The sequence below is a fragment of the Clostridium zhoujianii genome (genome assembly GCF_051590805.1).
Lineage (GTDB): Bacteria > Bacillota > Clostridia > Clostridiales > Clostridiaceae > Clostridium.
In genome coordinates this window covers 2,736,478-2,760,407 of the sequence record NZ_JBPUTF010000001.1, presented here as the reverse complement: position 1 = coordinate 2,760,407, position 23,930 = coordinate 2,736,478, and the positions used below count along the sequence as shown (strand labels likewise).

At 30.2% G+C, this 23,930-nt stretch carries 21 protein-coding genes and 1 riboswitch; of the genes, 16 read left to right on the top strand and 5 right to left on the bottom strand.

Annotated features, from left to right (window positions below):
• Nucleotides 1-12: 12 nt before the first annotated feature.
• From ACSYT2_RS13075 to ACSYT2_RS13035, 9 genes are all read left to right on the top strand, one after another.
• Nucleotides 13-1,029 carry a hypothetical protein gene (locus ACSYT2_RS13075; RefSeq protein WP_438384935.1) on the top strand — a complete coding sequence of 339 codons (1,017 nt, stop codon included), beginning with the start codon at nt 13-15 and terminating at the stop codon, nt 1,027-1,029.
• Complete coding sequence (locus ACSYT2_RS13070; protein WP_438384934.1) at nt 1,002-1,640, top strand: ComF family protein; 639 nt, start codon at nt 1,002-1,004, stop codon at nt 1,638-1,640. Before ACSYT2_RS13075 ends, ACSYT2_RS13070 begins: the two co-directional genes overlap by 28 nt.
• A gap of 550 nt (nt 1,641-2,190) precedes the next feature.
• A complete protein-coding gene (gene hpf, locus ACSYT2_RS13065; RefSeq protein ID WP_430855665.1) occupies nt 2,191-2,727 on the top strand; it encodes a ribosome hibernation-promoting factor, HPF/YfiA family in 537 nt (178 codons plus the stop codon).
• 225 nt (nt 2,728-2,952) lie between these two features.
• Nucleotides 2,953-5,478 carry a preprotein translocase subunit SecA gene (secA, locus tag ACSYT2_RS13060; RefSeq protein ID WP_430855664.1) on the top strand — a complete coding sequence of 842 codons (2,526 nt, stop codon included), beginning with the start codon at nt 2,953-2,955 and terminating at the stop codon, nt 5,476-5,478.
• A gap of 109 nt (nt 5,479-5,587) precedes the next feature.
• Nucleotides 5,588-6,686, top strand: a protein-coding gene (prfB, locus tag ACSYT2_RS13055; protein WP_430855663.1) for a peptide chain release factor 2 whose coding sequence is annotated in 2 segments (ribosomal slippage) — nt 5,588-5,659 and nt 5,661-6,686 — 1,098 coding nt in all. Because the reading frame shifts where the segments join, the coding sequence is not laid out codon by codon here.
• A 33-nt stretch (nt 6,687-6,719) separates the two neighbouring features.
• Nucleotides 6,720-7,376: an HAD family hydrolase gene (locus ACSYT2_RS13050; protein ID WP_438384933.1), complete on the top strand. Its 657-nt coding sequence runs from the start codon at nt 6,720-6,722 to the stop codon at nt 7,374-7,376.
• Nucleotides 7,369-7,923, top strand: coding sequence for a TVP38/TMEM64 family protein (locus ACSYT2_RS13045; protein ID WP_430855661.1), 555 nt, complete (start codon nt 7,369-7,371; stop codon nt 7,921-7,923). Before ACSYT2_RS13050 ends, ACSYT2_RS13045 begins: the two co-directional genes overlap by 8 nt.
• A 172-nt stretch (nt 7,924-8,095) precedes the next feature.
• Nucleotides 8,096-9,391 carry a uracil permease gene (uraA, locus tag ACSYT2_RS13040; RefSeq protein WP_430855660.1) on the top strand — a complete coding sequence of 432 codons (1,296 nt, stop codon included), beginning with the start codon at nt 8,096-8,098 and terminating at the stop codon, nt 9,389-9,391.
• Nucleotides 9,392-9,682: 291 nt separating this feature from the next.
• Nucleotides 9,683-10,624, top strand: coding sequence for a hypothetical protein (locus ACSYT2_RS13035; protein WP_438384932.1), 942 nt, complete (start codon nt 9,683-9,685; stop codon nt 10,622-10,624).
• 54 nt (nt 10,625-10,678) lie between these two features.
• Here the strand turns inward: ACSYT2_RS13035 and ACSYT2_RS13030 are convergent, their stop codons facing one another.
• The 3 genes from ACSYT2_RS13030 to ACSYT2_RS13020 form a co-directional block, all read right to left on the bottom strand.
• The gene (locus tag ACSYT2_RS13030; protein ID WP_438384931.1) at nt 10,679-12,049 is read right to left on the bottom strand and encodes a M28 family metallopeptidase; all 1,371 of its coding nucleotides are present in this window, start codon (nt 12,047-12,049) and stop codon (nt 10,679-10,681) included.
• Between the two features lie 101 nt (nt 12,050-12,150).
• The gene (locus ACSYT2_RS13025) at nt 12,151-12,486 is read right to left on the bottom strand and encodes a hypothetical protein (RefSeq protein ID WP_438384930.1); all 336 of its coding nucleotides are present in this window, start codon (nt 12,484-12,486) and stop codon (nt 12,151-12,153) included.
• Between the two features lie 66 nt (nt 12,487-12,552).
• Complete coding sequence (locus ACSYT2_RS13020; protein ID WP_438384929.1) at nt 12,553-13,356, bottom strand: MBL fold metallo-hydrolase; 804 nt, start codon at nt 13,354-13,356, stop codon at nt 12,553-12,555.
• Nucleotides 13,357-13,564: 208 nt separating this feature from the next.
• On the opposite strand from ACSYT2_RS13020, the gene ACSYT2_RS13015 reads away from it, so the two are divergent.
• The 4 genes from ACSYT2_RS13015 (at nt 13,565) to ACSYT2_RS13000 (ending at nt 19,442) form a co-directional block, all read left to right on the top strand.
• Nucleotides 13,565-15,736, top strand: coding sequence for a Tex family protein (locus ACSYT2_RS13015; RefSeq protein ID WP_438384928.1), 2,172 nt, complete (start codon nt 13,565-13,567; stop codon nt 15,734-15,736).
• A gap of 79 nt (nt 15,737-15,815) precedes the next feature.
• A riboswitch (FMN riboswitch) is annotated at nt 15,816-15,934 on the top strand.
• 152 nt (nt 15,935-16,086) lie between these two features.
• Nucleotides 16,087-16,680 (top strand): ECF transporter S component, encoded by a 594-nt coding sequence (locus tag ACSYT2_RS13010; protein ID WP_438384927.1) that lies wholly within the window; start codon nt 16,087-16,089, stop codon nt 16,678-16,680.
• Between the two features lie 265 nt (nt 16,681-16,945).
• The gene (locus ACSYT2_RS13005; protein ID WP_438384926.1) at nt 16,946-18,937 is read left to right on the top strand and encodes a C40 family peptidase; all 1,992 of its coding nucleotides are present in this window, start codon (nt 16,946-16,948) and stop codon (nt 18,935-18,937) included.
• Between the two features lie 130 nt (nt 18,938-19,067).
• The gene (locus ACSYT2_RS13000; RefSeq protein WP_438384925.1) at nt 19,068-19,442 is read left to right on the top strand and encodes a hypothetical protein; all 375 of its coding nucleotides are present in this window, start codon (nt 19,068-19,070) and stop codon (nt 19,440-19,442) included.
• Nucleotides 19,443-19,578: 136 nt separating this feature from the next.
• Here ACSYT2_RS13000 and ACSYT2_RS12995 read toward each other — a convergent pair whose 3' ends face one another.
• Both ACSYT2_RS12995 and ACSYT2_RS12990 read right to left on the bottom strand, forming a co-directional pair.
• The gene (locus ACSYT2_RS12995; RefSeq protein WP_438384924.1) at nt 19,579-20,250 is read right to left on the bottom strand and encodes a hypothetical protein; all 672 of its coding nucleotides are present in this window, start codon (nt 20,248-20,250) and stop codon (nt 19,579-19,581) included.
• A gap of 128 nt (nt 20,251-20,378) precedes the next feature.
• Nucleotides 20,379-20,921 (bottom strand): DUF4489 domain-containing protein, encoded by a 543-nt coding sequence (locus ACSYT2_RS12990; protein WP_438384923.1) that lies wholly within the window; start codon nt 20,919-20,921, stop codon nt 20,379-20,381.
• A 360-nt stretch (nt 20,922-21,281) separates the two neighbouring features.
• Here ACSYT2_RS12990 and ACSYT2_RS12985 point away from each other — a divergent pair, with 360 nt between their 5' ends.
• The 3 genes from ACSYT2_RS12985 (at nt 21,282) to ACSYT2_RS12975 (ending at nt 23,922) form a co-directional block, all read left to right on the top strand.
• Nucleotides 21,282-21,674, top strand: coding sequence for a hypothetical protein (locus tag ACSYT2_RS12985; RefSeq protein WP_430855650.1), 393 nt, complete (start codon nt 21,282-21,284; stop codon nt 21,672-21,674).
• Nucleotides 21,675-21,783: 109 nt separating this feature from the next.
• The gene (locus ACSYT2_RS12980; RefSeq protein ID WP_438384922.1) at nt 21,784-22,248 is read left to right on the top strand and encodes a molybdopterin-binding protein; all 465 of its coding nucleotides are present in this window, start codon (nt 21,784-21,786) and stop codon (nt 22,246-22,248) included.
• Nucleotides 22,249-22,590: 342 nt separating this feature from the next.
• On the top strand, nt 22,591-23,922 hold the full coding sequence (locus ACSYT2_RS12975; protein ID WP_430855648.1) for an FAD-dependent oxidoreductase: 1,332 nt from the start codon (nt 22,591-22,593) through the stop codon (nt 23,920-23,922).
• Nucleotides 23,923-23,930 lie beyond the last annotated feature (8 nt).

The window sequence follows — 23,930 nt, the reverse complement described above, 5'->3', positions numbered from 1 at the left end:
AAGGATAAGATAATGGATAGAAAAGAGAAAATTTTTAGTGAGGAGATTGAGTATTCAGTAAAAAAAATTAGCCAATGGTATAGAAAAAATACTAAAACTTTATCTATTATTACAAGTCCATTTAATAATAACTATATTCTAGAAGATGTTATATTAGAGGTATTAAATAATAGGAAAAATGTCCTTTATGTTTGGGGACAAAATGGTGAAGATAGAACATTAATCGAGGAACTAAAAAAAATCAAAAAAAATATAACTTATAGTACTATAGATAGCGGTGAAAGTAAGAGTAATATAACTTTTGTTAACTATAAAAACATTGGGAATATATCAGGAAAATATGAACTAACAATTTTTGATGATATATCAAACTTTTCCACACTAAGTAAAGAGGCTTTAAGGACTAAATATGAGAATCTTATAAAGATATCAAATAGAATGATTTTGTATACTATAGAGCCAATAACTACATTGGGGGATAAATTAGAGGTAGCACCCATATGTAGTAAAAATCCTTTTGTAGAGCCTAGATTTATAACTACTAGAATAGACTTAAATAAGGATATACCATACATACTTTATGACTATTTGAAATGGTTTAGAGATAAAAGGAAAAACATTATAATTTATGTCCCAAGTAAGGAAAAGTTAAGCCTTGTATATGATTATTATGCTAATAAATTAAAGATTGAAGGGGTAAAAGTAATAGCAATTTCAAGAAGAGATGATAAAAAGAATATAAAGAATGTTTTAAAGATTAAAGATAAGGCAACATTTATAATAACAGACTTTATGGAGGAATCATTGAAAGACTTGAAAATAGATAATGCAATAGTCCTTTTTTCAGATGATGAAAAATATAATTATAAAAAATTTCTTTATCTTTGTGGAGAAATAGGAAAAATTAATATTAATCTACCAGAAGTATTATTTGTATCAAGAGAGGTATCTGAAGAAATGGAAATAGCAAAGGATATGGCTAGGGATTTCAATAAGAAAATATGGGAAAAAAGATTAATGAAATTATAGGTATGATTCTAAGAGGTATATTGGCAGTAATATATCCAGCGGATTTTTGTTGTATTATATGCAGTGAAGAAGATGTGGAGGGACTTTGTAGAGAGTGTAATAATAAAATAACTAGATGTAAAGAAGATGAACTTTGTATAGGGTATTATAAGGGGCCCCTAAAGGAGTTAATATTAAAATTTAAATACCACAAAGATTTTAATGCAGGAGAAGTATTAGTTAGACTCATAGAAGGGAAATTAGATTTAGTAGAAAAAGATTATTGTTTAACTTTTATACCAATTGGTGAAGAAGCTCTAAGGAGTAGGGGATTTAATCAGTGTAAATATATAGCTGATGAGATAGGATTTAGAAAAGATTTCAAGGTTATGGATACGTTGGAAAAAGTAAAAGAAACCAAAATACAAAAGACATTAATAAAAGAAGAACGGTTAAAAAATCTTTTAGGAGCTTTTGAAGTTAAGAATGTGAAAAAAGTTAAAGGAAGAAAGTTAATAATTATTGATGATGTAGTTACCACAGGTGCAACGTTATCAGAAGCCGCAAGAGTATTAAAAGAATGTGGTGCATCTGAAATAAAAATATTGACACTTGGGAAATCTAATATATAATATTAATGTAAAGCTAGGTCTGTGGTTGAAAGTCGATGCTAGTCGCAGGCAAAACGATCCACGTAACTTAAACAAAGTTTTAATGAGCATGGTGCGGTATAGAGGTAAGTCCTACCAATTTATATATTGAGAGGGTTAGTAGTGAGAGGGTAATTCTGGGTAGCGAAATCTCCAGTAGGCGAGTGTGGGGGCAAAGACCAGGTCAGCTAGCTTTGAAGAGTAGCTTTGCTACTCTTTCATTTTTGCTATTTAAAAGTAAGATACTATATGTATCTTACTTTATTTTTTTTGTTTTAAATTATCTATAAGGTTTTATATAAATTATGAGATTTTTAAGTAGGATAATGAATTTATTATAATATATAAAATAAATTAATGCATAAATTAGAGCTATTTGAAGAAAATTAAAGAAGTATTCAGTAATAGTATATATATTCTGAAAATTTAGACTTGTTTTTTTGGCATATATTATGTAAAATTATAGTATAAACAAAACACATATTAACTATTATCTAAGTATATACTTAGATATGAGAGAGGGGCTGGATTTATGAAAGTAACAGTTGTAGCAAAGAATATTGAACTTACACATGCATTGAAGGATATGGTCGAAAAGAAGATATCAAAGTTAGACCGATACTTTGAACCAGCAGTAGGAGCTAGAGCAACACTTAGTGTTCAAAAGAATAGACAGATTATAGAAGTTACTATTCCTTTCAATGGAGTAATTCTAAGAGGCGAAGAGTCTACAGAAGATATGTATAAATCAATAGATTTAGTTTTAGACAAGTTAGAAAGACAAATTAGAAAGCAAAGAACTAAACTTTCAAGAAGGAACACATCAGGGTCTTTAAGATATCCAGATTTTAATTCTTTAGATTTTAAAGATGATGATGAAGATGATTCTAGGGTAGTAAAAACTAAGAGTTTTAATGTTAAGCCTATGTCAAGTGAGGAAGCAATATTACAAATGGAATTATTAGGACATAACTTCTTTGTTTATCAAGATGCAAAAACTAGCAAAGTTAATGTAATGTATAAGAGAAAAGATGGCAACTATGGTTTAATAGAGCCAGAGTATAAATAGTTAGTTATACTCCATAGAGCAGTTAAATTTATTTAATGCGCTCTATGGAGTTTTTTGTTGAAAAATAAGTAATTAGGGATTGATTAAGATATTATAATAATTCTTTGTTAATTAATAGTTATATTCCTTGAAAACACTAAAGATACAATGGTATAATTTATAAATGTACAATTGTGAGCTTAGTTTTTTACTAAGGTTAATAAAAAGATATGAAAGGATGACAATATGGGACTTTTTGGAGGGTTATTTAAATCATATAGTGAAAGAGAAGTAAACAGAATAAGACCTATTGCAGATAAGATAGAGGCATTAGATGGGGAAATGGCAAAATTGTCAGATGATGAGCTAAAGGGAAAAACAGTTGAATTTAAAAAAAGATTAGCTGATGGAGAAACATTAGATGACATATTAGTTGAAGCCTTTGCTACAGTAAGAGAAGCTTCATGGAGAGTTTTAGGAATGAAACACTATAAGGAACAGCTTATAGGTGGAGTTGTTCTTCATCAAGGAAGAATATCCGAAATGAAGACTGGTGAAGGTAAAACATTAGTTGCTACTTTACCAGCATATTTAAATGCGCTTCCAGGAAAAGGTGTTCATATAATTACTGTTAATGATTACCTTGCAAAAAGAGATATGGAATGGATGTCACAAATCTATAATTTCTTAGGGTTATCAACAGGGGTTATAGTTCATGAACTTACAAATGAACAAAGAAGAGCAGCATATGCTTCAGATATAACTTATGGAACAAATAATGAATTTGGATTTGATTATTTAAGAGATAACATGGTTATCTACAAGGAAGAAAGAGTACAAAGAAAGCTTAACTTCTGTATAGTAGATGAAGTTGACTCAATTCTTATTGATGAAGCTAGAACACCTCTTATAATTTCAGGAGCTGGTGAAAAATCAACTGAATTCTATAAGGTTGCAGACTATTTTGTTAAGACTTTAAGAGCAGAAGAAGATTATACAATAGATGAAGAAGCAAATGCAGTTATGTTAACAAATGCTGGTGTTGAAAAGGCAGAAAAAACATTTAAAGTTGATAACTATGCAGATGCAGACAATATGTCTCTTCAACATTATGTAACACAAGCTTTAAAAGCTAACTATTCAATGAGAAAAGATAAAGACTACATGGTTAAAGATGGAGAAGTAGTTATAGTAGATGAGTTTACAGGAAGACTTATGGAAGGAAGAAGATACTCTGATGGTTTACACCAAGCTATTGAAGCTAAAGAAGGTGTTAAGATTGAAAGAGAATCAAAGACTCTTGCAACTATTACATTCCAAAATTACTTTAGAATGTATCAAAAGCTTTCTGGTATGACTGGTACAGCTTTAACAGAAGAAAATGAATTTAGAGAAATTTATGGACTAGACGTTATAGTTATTCCAACTCATAAACCTATTAAAAGAATTGATAATTCAGATCTTATCTATAAAAATGAAAAAGGTAAGTTTAATGCAATAGCAGAAGAAATTATTGAAACTCATAAGACAGGTCAACCTGTTCTTGTAGGTACAATAAGTATTGAAAAGTCAGAAGAGTTGTCTAATGTCTTAAAGAAGAGAGGAATTCCTCATAAAGTATTAAATGCTAAATATCATGAACAAGAAGCAGACATTATAGCTAATGCTGGTGAATTTGGAATGGTAACAATAGCGACTAATATGGCTGGTAGAGGTACGGATATTAAACTTGGAGAAGGTGTTGTTGAAGTAGGAGGCCTTAAGATTATAGGTACTGCAAGACATGAGTCTAGAAGAATAGATAATCAATTAAGAGGGCGTGCTGGTAGACAAGGAGATCCAGGTTCATCTAAGTTCTATATATCCCTTGAAGATGATTTAATGAGAATATTTGGATCAGATAAGATTCAAGGAATAGTTGAAAAATTAGGTCTTGAAGACGATGATGCAATAGAAAATAAAATCATTACAAAGCAAATAGAAAATGCACAAAAGAAGGTTGAAGGAAATAACTTTAACATAAGAAAAACATTGTTAGGATATGACGATGTTATGAATATGCAAAGAGAAGTTATCTACAAGCAAAGATCAGAAGTTCTTGAAGGTGAAGACCTTAAGGAACAAATTATAAATATGACTAAAGAGGTTGTATCTAATGCTGTATTAGCTCATTTAAATGGGGTAGAAGGCGAAGAAGTAGAAACAGAAATGAAGAAACTTATAACTTACTTAGATGATATTTGTATTCCAGCAAATAGAGTAACTATTGATGAGTTAATGAATCTTTCAAACGATGAAATAATAGAAAAGCTAAATGGAATAGCTCTAGAAATATATGAAGGTAAAGAAGCAGAGTTTGGTTCTGAAAAGATGAGAGAAATAGAAAGAGTTATTCTTCTTAGAACAGTTGACTCAAAGTGGATGGATCATATAGATAATATGGATCACTTAAAGCAAGGGATTGGACTTAGAGCATTCAAGCAACAAGATCCAGTTCAAGCATATCAAATGGAAGGTAGTGCAATGTTTGAAGAAATGATTCAAAACATTAAACTAGATACTGTTAAGTATATCTTCCATGTTCAAATGGAAAGAGCACCTGAAAGAGAAAGGGTTGTTAAAGAAACTGCAGCAGTTCATACAGGATCTGGTGGAGAATCACAATCAATTAAAAGAGAGCCTGTAAGAAAAAAAGTTGAAATAGGCAGAAATGATATATGCTCTTGTGGTAGTGGTAAGAAATATAAAAACTGCTGTGGCAGAGAAGTATAATTAATAGTACTATGTATAGGCTAACCAGTAGATGGTTAGCCTTTTTAATAGAAATATATTAAATTTGTAGGAATACTAAAAGGTATCCTAACTTGAAGGAGATGATTATATGATAATTGAGCTAGAAAAGGAAATGATTAAGGTTCCTAGCTTAAAGGAGAATATAGAGGAAATGGGGGCTTCACTTTGACAAGGAAGCTTTAGAAAAACAAGTTAAAGAATTGGAACTTCAGATGCAGGAAAATGGATTCTGGGATGACATTAAGAGGGCAGAAGATGTTACAAAAGAGAGTAAGAGAATTAAGGATAAGTTAGATAGACATAATAATCTAGTTAGTAGAATAGAAGATATAGAAGTATTACGGGAACTTATGGAAGAGGATGATGAAGAATCAGCAAATGAAATTATCTCTGAAATAAGGAGTTTAGAAAAAGAGCTATATGATTATAGAATAGAGATATTATTATCAGGTGAATATGATAGAAATGATGCTATATTAACACTTCATGCAGGTGTTGGAGGATCAGATGCTAATGATTGGACAGAAATGCTTTTAAGAATGTATACAAGATGGTGTGATAAAAAAGGTTTTAAAACAGAGACTTTAGATTACTTAGAAGGTGATGAAGCAGGGATTAAGAGTGTAACCTTAAGAATAAAAGGTGAGAACGCTTATGGATATCTAAAGGCTGAAAAAGGAGTTCATAGACTTGTTAGAATATCACCATTTAATGCTAATGGTAAAAGACAAACTTCTTTTGCATCATTAGAAGTTCTTCCAGAACTAACCAAGGAACAAGATATTGATATAAGACCAGATGACTTAAAGGTTGATACCTATAGATCAGGAGGTGCTGGTGGACAGCATGTTAATAAGACTGAATCAGCAGTTAGAATTACTCATATTCCAACTGGAATAGTAGTTCAATGTCAAAATGAAAGGAGCCAATTCTCAAATCGTGATACTGCAATGACTATGCTTAAGGCAAAGCTTATTGAACTAAAAGAAAGAGCTCATAAGGAAAAAATAGAAGATTTAACAGGAGATCTTAAGGATATGGGATGGGGAAGTCAGATTAGATCATATGTATTTCATCCTTATAGCATGGTCAAGGATCATAGAACAAATGTTGAAACTTCGAATGTTACAGCAGTTATGGATGGAGAGTTAGATCAGTTTATAAATAGTTTTTTGGTAAGTAAATAAGAGGGATGAGAATCAAATACAAAGGAGAATACTATGAGAAACATTGAAGCAGTTATTTTTGATATGGATGGGTTAATGTTTGATACAGAAAGAATATCATTTAGGTCATGGAAGGAAGTATGTAAAAAAGAAGGATTAACAATGGAGGAAGACTTCTATACTTCATTAATAGGAAGAAACCTTAAAGGGTTTGGTGTGATAATGAAGGAAACTTATGGTGAAGATTTCCCATTAGATAGGCTATATGAAGAAAAAATAAAGATAATGACAGATTTCATGAATAAGAATGGGGTACCAGTAAAGACAGGGTTACATGAATTACTTGATTATCTAAAGGATCAAAATTATAAAGTAGCAGTAGCTACCTCAACAAGTAGAGAGAGAGCTCTACATATGTTAGAAATGGCAGGAGTTAAGAATAAAGTTAATTATGTAATATGTGGGGATGAGGTTATAAATTCAAAACCTAATCCGGAAATATTTTTAAAGGCAGCAGAAAAATTAGGGGTTTCTCCAGATAAATGCATAGTACTTGAAGATTCAGGTGCTGGAATAGAAGCAGCACATGCTGCAGGTATGAAAGGAATAAATGTACCTGATATGAAGGCACCAGATGAAGAAATGAAGAAAAGGTCATTTATGATATGTAATAGTTTATTAGAAGTCAGGGATTATTTGAAAAATGTTTAGTATTGAAAGTGTAATGGAACTTTTTATTGAGTATAGCAATGTAGCAATAATTATATCCTTGATATTAAGTATTTTAGTATCATTAGCTGGAGTATTACCATCAATATTTGTAACAGGAGCTAATATTTTATTTTTTGGTCCTGCTGAGGGCTTTATTATATCCATTTTAGGTGAAACAATAGGTGGTGCTATAACTTTTAAAGTATATAGGATGGGATTAAAAAGAGGAATAGAATCCATAAGTGGCAGATATAAGTTATTAGATAGGCTCGTTAATAGTAAGGGAAAAAAAGCAGGAATATTAATATTCGAAGGAAGATTGTTGCCGTTTATGCCATCAGGTTTTGTGACGCTAGCAGCTTCTTTAAGTAATGTTAATATAGGTACATATACTATAGCAACTTTTTTTGGAAAGATACCATCTATAGCATTAGAATCATTAATTAGTTATGATATTTTAAATATATCAGAGAACTATTTAAGATTAGGTATTACGATTGTTGCAGTATTATTATTTGTAATTACTTTAAAAATAAAAAATAATTAATTATTTAGATTAGCTTAGGAATAGGCTAATCTTTTTTAAAAGAATATATCTACATAAACAGTCAAATTTTTATTTATTTAATAATGTGTTAAAACTTTGTATATATATCTGTGATATATTTAAAGAAATATACTTTTAATTTAGCTCTGAGAAGCTAAGAAGGGAGACAGAAATGATAAATAACGAATTATTAGAATATGAAAAGGACTGTATAGGGGTAGGGGAAAAAGTCCCTTTAAGTAAGGCAATACCATTAAGTATTCAACATTTATTTGCAATGTTTGGAGCATCAGTTCTAGTACCACTTCTTTTAAAGGTAGATCCAACAACAGTTTTATTTTTTAATGGGATAGGTACACTATTATATGCATTTATAACTAGAAAAAAGATTCCAGCATATTTAGGCTCAAGTTTTGCATTTATAGCACCAGTTTTATTATTATATACACAAGGTTATGATTTTCAAACTATACAAGGTGGTTTCGTAGTTACAGGAATAGCATTTTCAACAATAGCTATTATTGTAGGATATACAGGTATGGGATGGATAAATAAATTGTTTCCGCCAGCAGCAATGGGAGCAATAATAACAATAATAGGATTAGAGCTTGCTGGAACAGCAGCAGACATGGCAGGTTTTCCAGTAGGGGGAAGTAATTCACCTACATTTAATACAACATGGGTAATAGTATCAATGGTAACTTTAATAACAGTGATTTTAAGTAATGTATTATTAAAGGGGTTTTTAAAGGTTATACCTATATTGATAGGAGTTGTTGTAGGATACATAACAGCGTGTTTTATGGGGTTAGTAGATTTTACTGCAGTAAGTAATGCAAGTTTATTTACTTTCCCTAAGATACAAGTAGCACATTTTGATATTAATGCCATACTAACAATATTGCCAGCAACATTTGTAGTTGTAGCTGAACATGTTGGGCACCTGAAGGTGACAAGTAGTATTGTTGGAAAGGATTTAGCAAAAGATCCAGGACTTCATAAATCACTACTTGGAGACGGTATATCAACAATGATTTCAGGTATGTTTGGATCAGTACCAACAACAACTTATGGAGAAAATATTGGGGTTATGGCTTTGACAAAGGTTTATAGTGTATATGTAATCTGTGGTGCTGGTATAATATCAATATTATTAGGCTTTTCGGGGAAGATGTCAGCATTAATTAGTACAATACCTACCCCTGTTATTGGAGGAGTCAGCTTTTTACTATTTGGAACAATAGCAACATCAGGATTAAGGACATTCATTGAAGAAAAAGTTGATTTTGCTAAGTCAAGAAATTTAATATTAGCTTCTGTAATATTTATAGTAGGGTTAAGTGGAATAAAATTAACACTAGGAAATATTGAGTTAAAAGGAATGGGATTAGCTACTGTTGTTGCAATGGTGCTAAGTATAAGTTTTATGATATTTGATAAATTAGGAATTATGAATGAAGCTGAATAAAAAAGTGGAAATGGGTCTGTAGTACAATTGAAAATTTAAGGTTATAAATACAAAAGTATATATGAAACTCTTAATGAGGTTTCTAAATTAAAGAGGATGTTTAAAAATGAAAAATTATTTTTAGGCATACTCTTTTTTATTTTGACAGAGGTATTAAGAAAATAAGTTATATGTGATGAAAAAGATAATGAGAGTATGCTAAAGGTAAAAGTATATAACCAAGGAAAAGAGGAGGTATAAAAATGATATAATATTTATTGTGATAATATCTTTATTGAGGTGAGGGGTAAAATGTTTAATGAAATTAATACTAAGATAAAAGAATGTAAGGAAGAAATGATTCTTAGAAATACATTAGAAAAAAAATTAGGCACTATTCAGGATTCGGTGGATATTAAAAAAAGGTTATTAGAGGTACTAAAAAAGAATCTAGACAAAGAATTTAAAGATGTTGAAAGATTAGAAAAAATGTCTATGGCAAATATATTATCAACTATTTTACGTAATAAGGAAGAAAAATTATATAAAGAAGAACAGGAATATTTAGAGGCAAAATTAAAGTATCAGGAATGCTTAGAAGTAGTTAATGGATATGAGAATGATATAGATTCTATTAAACTAAGAATTAAAAATATAGATAATTATGAAGAACAGTATGAAGAATTGATTAAGAAAAAGTATGAACTTATAAAATCCTTTGATAAAGAGAAAAAAGAAAAGTTACAAGTATTAGAAAACTTATTAGAGATAGACACAAAAGAGGGAAGAGAAATATTAGAAGCAATAACATCAGGAAAAGAATGTTTTAGTATAATTAGGAATGCAGGTAAAGCGTTAAAGAGTGCAAAATCTTGGGGGACCTATGACATGATTGGTGGAGGCGTGATGTCATCAATAGCTAAGCATGATAAGTTAGACACTGCAAGAAAGGAATTAAATAAGTTAGGATATTCTATAGGAAGGTTGAATATGGAGCTTAGTGATATTAATATGGTTCTTGCTATAGATGATATAACCTTCGATAATAGTACTTATGCCTTTGATGTGTTTTTTGATAATATTTTTACTGATATGTCCGTACAAGATAAAATTAAAGATTCTTTAAGTAAGATAAGAAGATTGGAGAATAGGGTAAATAATTTAATTAACCAGTTAGAGGAGAAAGAATTAAAAGTAAGTGAGAGTATTTGTAGACTTAATGATGAAATATATTCATTAATAGAAAATGCGTAATTAAGATATGTATATTGTAAAAGTAAAAACATCTAGGATTTCTCCTAGATGTTTTTATATATTGGCATTACTATCATTAAATTTTTTCAACTTATTAAGTTGAATTATTCCAAAACCAATTAAAGTAAAGGTAGAAAGGAAGAAAAAAATAAGAGTTTTAGAATTATAAAATATTAAAAAATTATTTTCATAAGCATAATCCAATATCTTAGATTCAACTACATCATAAACGGAACTAATTGCTTCTGTAGAAATCTTCTCAGGGGTGTCTCTAGGGGTATGAATATTAGACACATCTGCATGAGAAATTGTTAGTGAATCAAATCCATCATTTATAAAGCTAGCATGATCACTAGAATCTTGATAGGTAACTAGTTTTTTTATGTTTTTCTGATCACATATAATTTCTAAGTCTTGTAATAAATTAGAGTCATTATCCTTACTATTTGCACCTTCCATAAGGGTGATAGGGCAATCTTTAACACCAATCATATCGAAATTTATAACTTCAGCACCTTTTAATTCATCTTTATATTTATTAGAAAATGCTTTAGAACCAAGTAAACCAAACTCTTCACCATTTAAAGCTACAAAGATAATATCTCTTTTTGGCATCTTTAAGGTAGAAAAGCTTCTTGCAAGTTCTAACATAAATGCAGTTCCAGAAGCATTATCTAAGGCACCATAATATACTGAATTTAAAGTATCTGCACCAACATGATCATAATGAGAAGTTATGATAAGTGGAGGAAGGTTTTTAGATGTACCATCTATTTTACCAACTATATTAAATACTTCCTTTTGTTGAACTTTATAAGGTAATTGAACATCTAGTGTATAACCAGATCGTAAAGAATCTAGTATTTCGTTAAAGGTCGATGTGTTTATTTGCATAGCAAAGCCAATTTCAGAATCATTTATAAATGAACTTCTAAAAGAGAATTCCTTATCATATGTAACATAAAATAAGTATTCTATGTCTCCTTTAGTTATAGAAAGAGATTTTTGATATATATTAATTTTATCTTCATTTGTAAATTGAATAGAAGTATCTTTGAAGTTAAGCATGTCCTCTTTGAAATCTTCTCCAAGGGTGAATTCTTTAATAGTAGTTTTGTCCTCTAGTATTTTTAATGAACAGTTTGCATTAGTAGATGTGGGAGTCATTACATTGAAACCTTCTTTAAAATCTTTACCTAGGGGTTTAAGATTATATTCTTTAAAGGTACTTTCTATATTACTACCTACCATGTAGTTTTCATCAGAGCCAGTAAGTCTTCCTTTGAAATCAGTAGAAGAAAGATACTCTATGTTATTTTTAACATTAGAGGGGTTAAAGTCATAATAGCTTCCTTTTAGAATGAGACATGTAATTAGTCCTGAAAGGGACAGAAGTGTAATTAATATGTATACTAGTTTTTTCATATTATCTCCTTAATTTAATAGTACTAATTAATACTATTAAATTAAGAACAATAATATGATTATGTTAGTAAGGCTTAGAGAGATTTGAAGAGTTATTAATTTTAAGAGGACTTATTAAACAGCATATCCATCAACCCATAGATAAGAGTAAATAATAGTGATACATAAACTATAACATTAAGCTTGTCGTAAATTATGGTTATTATTAGTCCAACGGTAATGGTTAATAGGATAATATAATTAATAAATTTATATAATCCTGATTTACTTGTACATATTGCAGCTGTAGAAGAAAAAACTATGAATACAACTGTAATAAAGGATAGACATTCACCAATCACTTTACTAAATACTATTATTTTAAAATAATCTAGTACTAGTAGAGTTATTAGGATAACTAATACTAGAGAGACACATTTTTCTATCATTCTATTCATAAAATCACCTTCTGTAAAATATTTACAATTAAATTATAACAGAAGGAGACATAATATAAAAGTTATTTATAAATCTATTGTATCTAAGTCGTTAGGAACGTAGATAGTACCATCAAAGACCTCTTTTCCTTCTTTTATGTAGTTGGCTTTTCTATTAGATAAGTTTTTATCTTCAGCATGGTATAAAAGAATAGATTTAGCATTTAGAATTCTAGCATTTTCACAAGCATCTTTTGCTGTAGCATGGTGTTTTTCATAAGGTTTAAAAATTTCTCTATCTGCATAAGAACAAAATGCCTCATGAAGTAAATAATCTATATTTTCGCAGTAAGATTTAATACTTTCTCTATAGGGTTCATCACCTAAGAAAGTAAGAGTTTTCCCATTAATTAAAGTAGTTTTAAAGCCATGTTGTAGATCTTTAGTACTATTTATATTAAAAAATACTGTTTTTCTTCCTAAGATTTCAGCCTCATATTTATCTGATATTTCTTTAAATATTATCCTAGTATCAAATAGCTTTAAAAATTTTTTTTGAAGTACGAAAGAACAAATAGATTTTATTGCATCAATAGAAGTCTTATGGCAATATACATTTAGATTACCTTCATATTTTGAATTTAGTATTCCTTGACAAGCAGCACGTATAACCCATACAACACCTAAGATATGATCATTATGATTATGTGATATAAAAACATTATGTACCTTGCTTATTGGAATATTTGCTTTTTCTAGATTAGTTAAGATAGTATTACCACCACCTGCATCTACTAGGAAATATTCATCATTATTTGAAATAGTAAAGCAGGTATTATAGCATTTGGTAACCATAGCAGATCCAGTACCAAGCATAGTTAGTTTTTCCATATTTAAATTCTCCTTTGAAATTAGTAATAATACTTATTATAGGGTTACTATTAGAATAGAACAAGTTAATAAAATCTTTCCAAAAATTAGCCGAAACATTTATTAAAAGTGTAAATAAGTTTATAATAGTAATATATTATGTAAATTAGGGCGTCTTGAAATAAATAGCTTTATATTTATTTCAGGATGAAAAAACTAGGAGGAGACAATGGTAAAAATCGAAGAAAGATTGGCAAAAGAACTTGGACTTAAACTTAGTCAAGTGAATAATGTAATTGAAATGTTAGATGAGGGGAATACAGTTCCTTTTATAGCCCGTTATAGAAAAGAAAAAACAGGGGGACTTTCTGATGAGGTTTTAAGAAGTTTATCAGAAAGGTTAACATACCTAAGAAACTTAGATGAGAGAAAAGCAGATGTTTCAAGGTTAATTGAAGAACAAGGAAAGTTAACAGAGGAAATTACAATAGCTTTAGGAAAGGCAGTAACCTTAACTGAGGTTGAGGATATTTATAGACCATATAAGCAAAAAAAGAGAACTAGGGCAACCATAGCTAAGGAAAAAGGATTAGAACCATTAGCTAATATGATTATTGAAGGAAGTTTTCAAGGAAACTTATTAGAAGAAGCTGCTAAATATATTGATGAAGAAAAAGGTGTGGAAAAAGCAGAGGATGCATTAGCTGGTGCTTCAGATATAGTTGCAGAAGTAATATCTGAAGAAGCTAAATTTAGAAAGTATATAAGAGAATTAGTTATGAGAGATGGACATATAGAATCAAAGGGAGCATCAGAAGAACCAACTCCTTATGAAATGTATTATGATTATAGTGAAGAAGTTAAAAAGATTCCACCTCACAGAATACTTGCTATAAATAGGGGAGAGAAAGAAAAGGTTCTTTCTGTAAAAGTAGTAGTAAACGAGGAGAAGGTTATTACTTATTTAGAAAATCAATTACTTAATAATAATATATCTACTGATGAACAGTTAAAGTTATCTATAAGGGATGCGTATAAGAGATTAATTTTCCCTTCAATTGAAAGAGAAATTAGAAATGAACTTACAGACAAAGGTGAAGTAGGAGCTATAATGATTTTCAAGGAAAATCTTAAGGCATTACTTATGCAAGCTCCTATTAAGGGAAAAGTTGTTATGGGATATGATCCTGGATTTAGAACTGGTTGTAAGGTTGCAATATTAGATAGCACAGGAAAATTTCTTGAGAATGTAGCAGTATACCCTACAGTTCCTAAGCGAGATATAGAAGGGACTAAGAAGACCTTAAAGGCTTTAATTAAAAAGCATAATGTTGATGTTATTTCTTTAGGGAATGGAACAGCTTCAAGAGAGTCAGAGGAAGTTATTGCAGAAATGATTTCTGAGATTAAGCAGGAAACAGGTAGGGAGCTAGCTTATGTTATAGTTTCAGAAGCAGGTGCATCAGTATATTCAGCATCAGAACTTGCAACTAAGGAATATCCTGATCTAGATGTTACTGTAAGAGGGGCTATATCAATAGGTAGAAGACTTCAAGACCCTATGGCAGAACTTGTTAAAATTGACCCTAAAGCCATTGGAGTTGGTCAATATCAACATGATGTTACTCAAAAAAGATTAGAGGAATCATTAAAGGGAGTAGTTGAAGATTCTGTTAATAAGGTTGGAGTTGATTTAAATACTGCAACACCAAGTCTGTTAACGTATGTTTCAGGAATAAATGCAACTATTGCTAAGAATGTTGTTGAATATAGAGATGAGAATGGTGGCTTTAAGACTAGAAAAGAGTTGTTAAAGGTTAAGAGGTTAGGTCAAAAGGCTTATGAGCAATGTGCTGGATTCTTAAGAGTAGCTGAAAGTAAAGAACCTTTAGATAATACTTCAGTCCATCCAGAATCTTATAATGATGCAAAGAAGCTAATTGAAATTCTAGGATATTCTAAGAATGATTTAAAGAATAATAATCTTGGAGATATAGAAGAGAGAGTTAATGATAGAGGAATAAAGAATCTTGAAAAAGAACTTGAAATAGGAGAATTAACTTTAAAGGATATTATTAAAGAACTTCAAAAGCCAGGTAGAGATCCAAGAGACGAAATGCCTAAGCCAATATTAAAGACAGGGGTTATTGATCTTAAGGACTTAACACCTGGAATGGTACTTATGGGAACAGTAAGGAATGTATCTGACTTTGGTGCTTTTGTTGATATTGGGGTTCACCAAGATGGATTAGTTCATAAGAGTCAAATGGCAGATAGATTTGTTAAACATCCACTTGATATAGTTAAGGTTGGGGATGTTATTAAAGTTAGGATAATGGAAGTAGATACAAAGAGAAAGAGAATTTCTTTAACTATGAAGGATATAAAGGAAGAAGAATAGTATTCTGTTTTTTGTTAAAAATTTAATTAAATAACTTGAAGAAAAAGTAAAATGGATGTATAATAAGTATGTAAAAATTAATAATCTTCAGGGCGGGGTGTAAGTCCCCACCGGCGGTATAGCCCGCGAGCTAATTATTTAGCATGATTCGGTGAGACTCCGAGGCCGACAGTATAGTCTGGATGAAAGAAGGTAATGTATTAGAATTTAGTAGAGCTAGCTCTATTTATTTTGTGTGTTTGCCCTGACCATTTGTGTCAGGGCTTTTTTACTTTCCGGAAAGTAAATTGAAAATTAACTAAATTCTAATAAGATGCTCCAGAAGATAAACTTTGGGGAGGGATGGATAATTGAATAATCCAAACACAAATTTAAGCAAGTTTATCAAAATGGCACTTTTAAGTGCAATTGCAGTAATTCTTATGTTGATAGAAATACCACTAATACCGTTATTTCCATGGCTTAAGATGGATTTAAGTGAGTTGCCGGTACTTATGGGTGCTTTTGCTTTTGGTCCAGCAGCAGGTATAGTGATTGAGGGAATGAAGATACTATTAAATTTATTATTAACTGGAACTGCAACAGGGTTTGTTGGAGAAATTGCGAATTTTATAATAGGAATTTCATTTGTAGTGCCAGCATCCTATATTTATCATAGGAGTAAAAGTAAGAATAGTGCGATTATAGGTATGATTGTAGGTGGACTTTTTATGGAGGTAGCTGGGATTATAGCTAATGTATATTTTTTATTACCAGCCTTTGGAATGGTGATGGATCCAGCACAAACTATTCAATATGTAACTATAGGTCTTTTGCCTTTCAATGGAGTTAAGGCAGTCTTAGTTTCAGTAGTTACATTTATAGTTTATAAAAAGGTATCACTTTCTATATTTAAGGTTGACACAGGTTTTGATAGTAAGAAAAAACTGAGTAAAGAAATTTAAATGAGTATTGATTAGAGATTCAAGAGAGTGCCATGAAGTAGGCACTCTCTTTTAATTTAATAATATATTATTAAATTTATTAAAATATTTGTTGATAAATAGTTAAAAATGAAAAATATATGGTTAAATTATTATAATTATCTATTTGTCGAAGAAAATATTACAAAATTGTGAATATATATGGCAAATATGATGTGAAATTTACTAATAATGAGATATAATAGAGTATGAAAAGGGTTTTTATAAGTCAAGGAAGGTGATAGTGATGAATAGAAAGAAGATATTACAAATAATAATAGCTGCTTCGACATTTGCTGGTGGAATAACTCTATCCCAAACAGCTGCACAAGCTGTACCAGTTACTGATGAAGGGTATAATCAAGAAGAAGCAATAAATAATGCAAGAAATGTACAAAGAGGACAAGTAGTAAATATAACAAGTAACCTTAGAGTAAGATCTGAAGCAACAACTAGTTCGTCAGTAATTGGATATTTAAATAACGGAGAAAGCATTGAAATAAAAGGTGAGACAGGTAGTTGGTATAGAATAAACTTTAACGGTAAAGAAGGATATGTATCTAAAGAGTATATTAAAGTAACTAGTTCTAATGCACCATCTTCAGGAGAAAAAGGACAAGTTATAAACATAACAAGCAGTCTAAGAATTAGACAAACTGCTAGTACAAGCTCTGCTGTTATAGGAAGTTTACAAAATGGTGATACATTTGACATAATAGCAAAAAGTGGCCAGTGGTATAATATAAAGTCTGGTTCAACTGTAGGTTTTATACATGGTGATTATGTAAAAGTAATAGGAAATTCTACAACTCCACCATCAACACCTTCTGAAAATCCGTCATCGGAAAAAGGAAAAGTAGTTAATATAACCTCTAATTTAAGAGTAAGAACAAGTCCAAGCACTAGTGCTTCAACACTTGGATATTTACTTAATGGAGAAGAAGTAGAGATAACTGGAGAAAGTGGAGATTGGTACAAAATCAACTTCAAGGGTACTACAGGGTACGCTCATAAAGATTATATAGAGAAGACTGGATCAAGTAATTCAGGATCTAATAATAATAGTAATAATGGATCTGCAACAGGAGAAAAAGGACAAGTTATTAATATAACAACTAGCCTTACAGTAAGATCAGGAGCTAGTACAAGTTCAGCAGCTATAGGGTACTTAAAGAATGGTGCAGAAGTAGAGATAACTGGAGAAAGTGGAAGTTGGTATAAAATCAACTATAACGGAACTACTGGATATGTTCATAAGGATTATGTGAAGAAGGCTGGATCAAGTGATTCAGGATCTTCAAATAATGGTGGATCTACAAATGTAGAAACTATTAAAGGTCATGTAGTAAATGCGCCATCTGGATTAAGAATAAGATCAGGCGCTAGTACAAATTCAACTGTTTTAGGAACATTACAGAATGGGCAAAATGTAGATATTAAAGGTGAGAGTGGCGAGTGGTACAAGATAGATTTCGATGGAACTACTGGTTATGCACATAAGGATTATATACAAAAAGGTGAGTCAAATAACTCAGACTCTTCAAATAATGGTGGATCTGATGTTGTAGAAAACAAAAAAGGACAAGTATATAATGTTACAAGTAATTTAAGAGTAAGATCTGAAGCTGATGCTAATTCAAGTGTTTTAGGATATCTATTAAGCGGAGAAGTAGTTGATATCATAGGAACAACAGGAGATTGGTATAAGATATTATTTAATAGTAAACCAGGATATGTATCAAAGGACTACATTAAAATAGTGGATGGAAGTACATCAACCAATCCTTCATCTACTTTTGAAAATGTATTTAATGCTATGAAGGCACATCTTGGAAGCCCATATGTGTGGGGTGGATCAGGAGAGTATTTAACAACATCATTGTTAAATATGTTAAAGGCAACTTATCCATCACAAACTGCTAATGGTGCTTATGTTAGAGCAGAAAGATATGCAGATAAGGGTTATAGAGCCTTCGACTGTTCAGGTCTTATGCAATGGGGATTTAGACAAGCAGGTATTAATATTGGAAGAAGTACTTGGGATCAAATTGGGAACGGAAGAGAAGTATCTACAAATGATCTTAAGCCAGGAGATTTATTATTCTATTCAAACCTTGAACATGTAGGAATGTATATTGGAAATGGTCAATGGATAGAAGCACCTAATAAAAATGCTGATGTTAGAATTGTAAATGTTCCATGGAGTAAGATTGGACGTGCACGTAGAGTATTAAATTAATACTAGAAATAATAAATAAGACTTATATAAGATTAAAATATTACAATCATTTAGATGTGAAGATATTTTTCTTATATAAGTCTTTTTTAGATGCTATAATTATATTGGGGTTATTTGGGAGGTTATAGTATTGGATGAGAGAGAATTAAAAGGGTTAATATTAGAATGGATTAAAAAAGTTGATGAAAAAGATAAGGTTCAGGATGACATAGAGGGGCTGAACTTTGGGTTATATGAAAGTAGTAAAGGGTATTGTATGTATTTAATTGGTGCAAAGTTTTATGATGAGGAAGACGATGATTGGGCGTGTAATGAAGACTTTAGACCAATAGATAAATATCTTAAAGCTTTGCCTATAAATAAAGAGATAAGTTATGCAGGTGTAATTGATAGTGTAGTAAAGATTATTAAGAATATAATTAAGGAAAATAGTTATCTAGACTTGTTTAAGGTTAAGCATATAACTACAGGATTTGATAATGGAGAATTGTATATAATTAAATAAGTAAAAAGTAGGACCTATATATTATTAAATAATCACCTATATACATAGAATTTCAAAGAATTCTATGTAAGATGAGTTTGAAGAATATATAGGTCCTATTTCAATTAGATTAGAAAGTTGGGGATTTATATTAAAGTTAATCAGTGTCTATTGTTACCTTATCAGCTATTAAGCCCTTTTTAGGATTTTCTCCAACAAGGTAATAGAAATCTTTATTACAATCTTCAGTTAAGATGAAATTTTTAGAACCTTTAGATTGTATATATACATTTCCTTCAGGTTCAGGAATAAAGACATTTTGAACTTGGGATAAAGATAATCTGACAGAGATAACCATTTCACTTAGATATTCATAACAGCTATATTCAGCAGAATCTTTTAGAAGTTCTATAGAGTCAAGATGGCAATTAAAAGGTTCAGGATCAAAGGTTTGTATAGACTTACATGACTTACAAGATAAATTTGCTTGTTGATTGAATTCTATGCAGATTTTTTTATCTATAGGTATTTTAAATATTCTATTATATTTACAAAGTTTATTATTTTCTATAATAGAACATTCAAGTAGTTTAAGTAAAAAGCCACTAATAACAAGCTCATTTTCATTTCTTAGCTTAAGTTTTGAAATGATAACTTTATTGTAATCACTTGTAGTACTTTTATAATCCTTATCTAATGAGAGGGTAGTACTAATAGGAATTAAAATTTTCAAATCAGATAGAATTACAGGCGCTTTTATTACTAGTGGACCTGCTTTACCCATATGAGTATAATAAGTATATTTTGATTTAATTTGGTGAACCTTCATATATCCTCCTATAAATTAATTGTATTTAATATAGGATATTCATAAATCTAATAAAGGTAACAATTATCCTAGAAGAGTTCTAAAAAGAGCTCTTCTAGGAGTAATATTTAAATTAATAAAGATTTAAATTAGCAAATGTTCTCTACAGATAGAGCTGTTAGAATTGCATTAGTTATAAATGCACCATTAGTAAGAACAACATCAGTTGCAGCATATTCAACACTATAAGTTACACAATCGTCACATGGATTACAGTCACAAACTTGGAATGAAATAGATGATGTTCCGGTATCATCAAGTTCATCTGCGAAGTGATGAGTGCCACATATAAAGTCACAGCATCCATTTTTTGAAGATTTCTTAACAAAGAAGTTTAGTCTTAAAAGGCTAGCTTCAACAGAAGAAATTTCAGCAGTGAAAGTTAAAAGTGTTGTAGGGCATTTTAAGTTACTATTATCTATAGTAACACTAGCTAGAGGTAATGGCTTTACAGTTCCTAAAACATTAATACTAATTACAGGAATTGGAGCACCACCATTACAACCACATTTTAATATTGCTCTACCTGGTTTAGGTCCTTGGTGAGATATACATTTTACCACACATTGTTTTTCATGACGTTCTTCTTTGCAACCACAATCATCGTTATCGTATCTTTCATTATCTGACATAATATTCATCAAAACCTCCGTCTTAATAATTTATACAAGCTTAAATAGGTTAGGCATTAAACTTCCTTCTTTAAGCTTTTGTATAGTACATATTATGATGGGGGCTATAAATTGTTCTTTTAAGTCGAGAAAAAGTTAAAAAAAGTTAGAATTTAAAGAATTATTAGGTGAGAGATAACTTTTAAAACTTATACGTCATATGGTAGAAAAAATTGTTTATCTAAGTGGAATATAGGATTATCTAAATATCCCAATATATTTAAAAGATATATAATGTTTTAAATACTATTTGTATTAGTTAATAAATATATTATGAGTAAGGGTTATAGGAAGGTAACATTTATTTAAGGAGAAAATTAAATGAACAAAGTATATAGTGTTTCTAAAGTACTAGTAGTTGGATTAGTAACAGTAGGCAAGAACGAAGAGAAAATAGCTAAGATCTTAAAGAATAAATTCGAAGATATAGGAGTAAATACTATAAGTTTTAATAGCAATAGAGTAGAAGATGCAATAGATAAGATTGATGAAAGTTGGGATATAATTGTTGGCGTGGGGGAATCTATAGATAAGTTAAGAATAAGAGCTTTGGAAGCAGGTTTTCATCAAGTTTTTTGGAATGTTAGCATTAATTTTAAGTATGTTCTATTTATGGGTTTTAACAAAAGTGAATTTTCAGGAACAATTGATCCTGTATTAAAGAAAATTCTAGAGGATATAATTAAAGAAGTGAAATTAACAAGAGATGGGTAATATTACATAATAAATATAAAAAAGCTAATTAATAAAGATTAGATTGATAACATAATTAGAGGAATTTAATAGTAAATATAACTAAAGAATATCTTTACTAGGAGGAAGAATGTATAAGGCTAGTGTAATTACTGTTAGTGATAAGACTTTCACCGGGGAGAGGGAAGACACTAGTGGTGAGTATATAACTAATTACCTAAAAGAAAAAGATTTTGAAATAGTATCATATGGAATAATACCTGAAACAGATGAAATAATAAGAAGAAATTTAATAAAATGTTGTGATGTATATAAAGTAGACTTACTTATAGCAATAGGGATAACAAGGGAGACCTTTGGAAGAATATTTGAAGATAAGGTATTAGGGTTAAATGAAGTAATAAAAGATATAGATATGAAAATATTAAATAAGGAGACTAGCATTGGAGTAAGATGTGAGACTTTGCTGGTGAATATAACAAATTATAAGGAGAATTATGAAAGTGATTTTGATGGTATAGTAAATTTTTTAAAGGAAGAAATAGTTAGAATAAGCCTTGAAAGAAGAGTGTTTAAAAGAGCAAGTGATTATTAGCTTCATATGGGGTTTTAATAATAGAAATACTTACTCCATATGAAGAGTATGAGAACTAATACATTAAAAGGCAACCACCTACAGGTATCAGTCCCGCTTATAGAAGGTGGGAGTGTTAGAATTATAGCAATAGCATAAATGGACTATAGGTTTGCATAATAAGAGTTTATTAAAGAAAAACTAAGGTGGTAGAAATATTTCTACCACCTTAGTATTAGTTAAAAAGTCGAAAAAAGTGTTATTTATTTAACAAAAATCTATTTACTTTTAGAAAAAAATGGAGTATCATCAAAATAGAATAATAATTATCAAATAAAAAGAATTATCCGAGGAGGACTTAAAATGAAAATAGTAGTTGTGGGGTGTACTCATGCAGGTACAGCAGCAGTTGTAAATTTAATGGAGCTTTATCCTAATAGTGATATCACAATATATGAGAGAAATGATAATATTTCATTCCTATCATGTGGAATAGCTCTTCAAGTGGGTGGAGTAATAAAAGAACCAGAAAAATTATTCTATAATTCACCAGAGAACCTAGCAAAGGCTGGGGTAACAACTAAGATGAAGCACGATGTATTAGATATAAATTTTGAAGATAAAAAGCTTAAAGTTAGGAATTTAGTAAGTGGAGATGAATTTGAAGATAGCTATGATAAATTAGTATTAACACTAGGTTCTTGGCCAATAATACCTAAGTTCGAAGGCGGAGATTTAGAGAATATAGTATTATGTAAGAATCATAACCATGCAGAAACAATAGTAGAAAAGACTGGATCAGCTAAAAATGTAGTTGTAATTGGAGCAGGATATATTGGTGTTGAGCTTGCAGAAGCATTTGAATTAAAAGGAAAGAAAGTAACATTAATAGATGCAGAAGATAGAATTATGGCGAAATACCTTGATAAGGAATTCACAGATATTGCTGAAAAAGAGTTTAGAGACAAGGGGATTAATCTTGTTCTAGGAGAAAAGGTACAAAAGTTTGAAGGAGAAAATGGAAAGGTACAAAGAGTTGTAACTGAAAACGGAAGTTATGAAGGTGATTTAGTTATTTTATGTATCGGGTTTGCTCCAAGCACAAAGATTGTTCAAGGTAAATTAGATACATTAAAGAATGGTGCTATAATTATTGATGAGTACATGAGAACTAGTGAGAAAGATGTATTTGCAGCAGGAGATTGCTGTGTGGTGAGATATAATCCAGCAGGAGATGAAAGATATATTCCTTTGGCTACTAATGCTGTTAGAATGGGAACTTTAGTAGCAAGAAATATTGAGAAACCTACATTAAAATATATGGGTACTCAAGGTACATCAGGAATCAAGATATATGAACAGTGTATAGCATCAACTGGAATGACTGAGGAGGTAGCAAAGGCTACAACTGAGTTTAATGTAGCTACAGTAACAGCTAAAGACAACTATAGACCAGAATTTATGCCGACTTTTGAAGAGGCTATGGTAAAACTAGTTTATGATAAAGATACTAAGGTGATTTTAGGTGGTCAAATTATATCTAAGATTGATTTAACTCAAATGATGAATACTTTATCAGTAGTTGTTCAAAATAAGATGACAATTGAAGAATTAGCAATGACTGATTTCTTCTTCCAACCACACTTTAACAAACCATGGAGTTTATTAAATTTAGTAGCTATAAAGGCATTATAGGATACAAA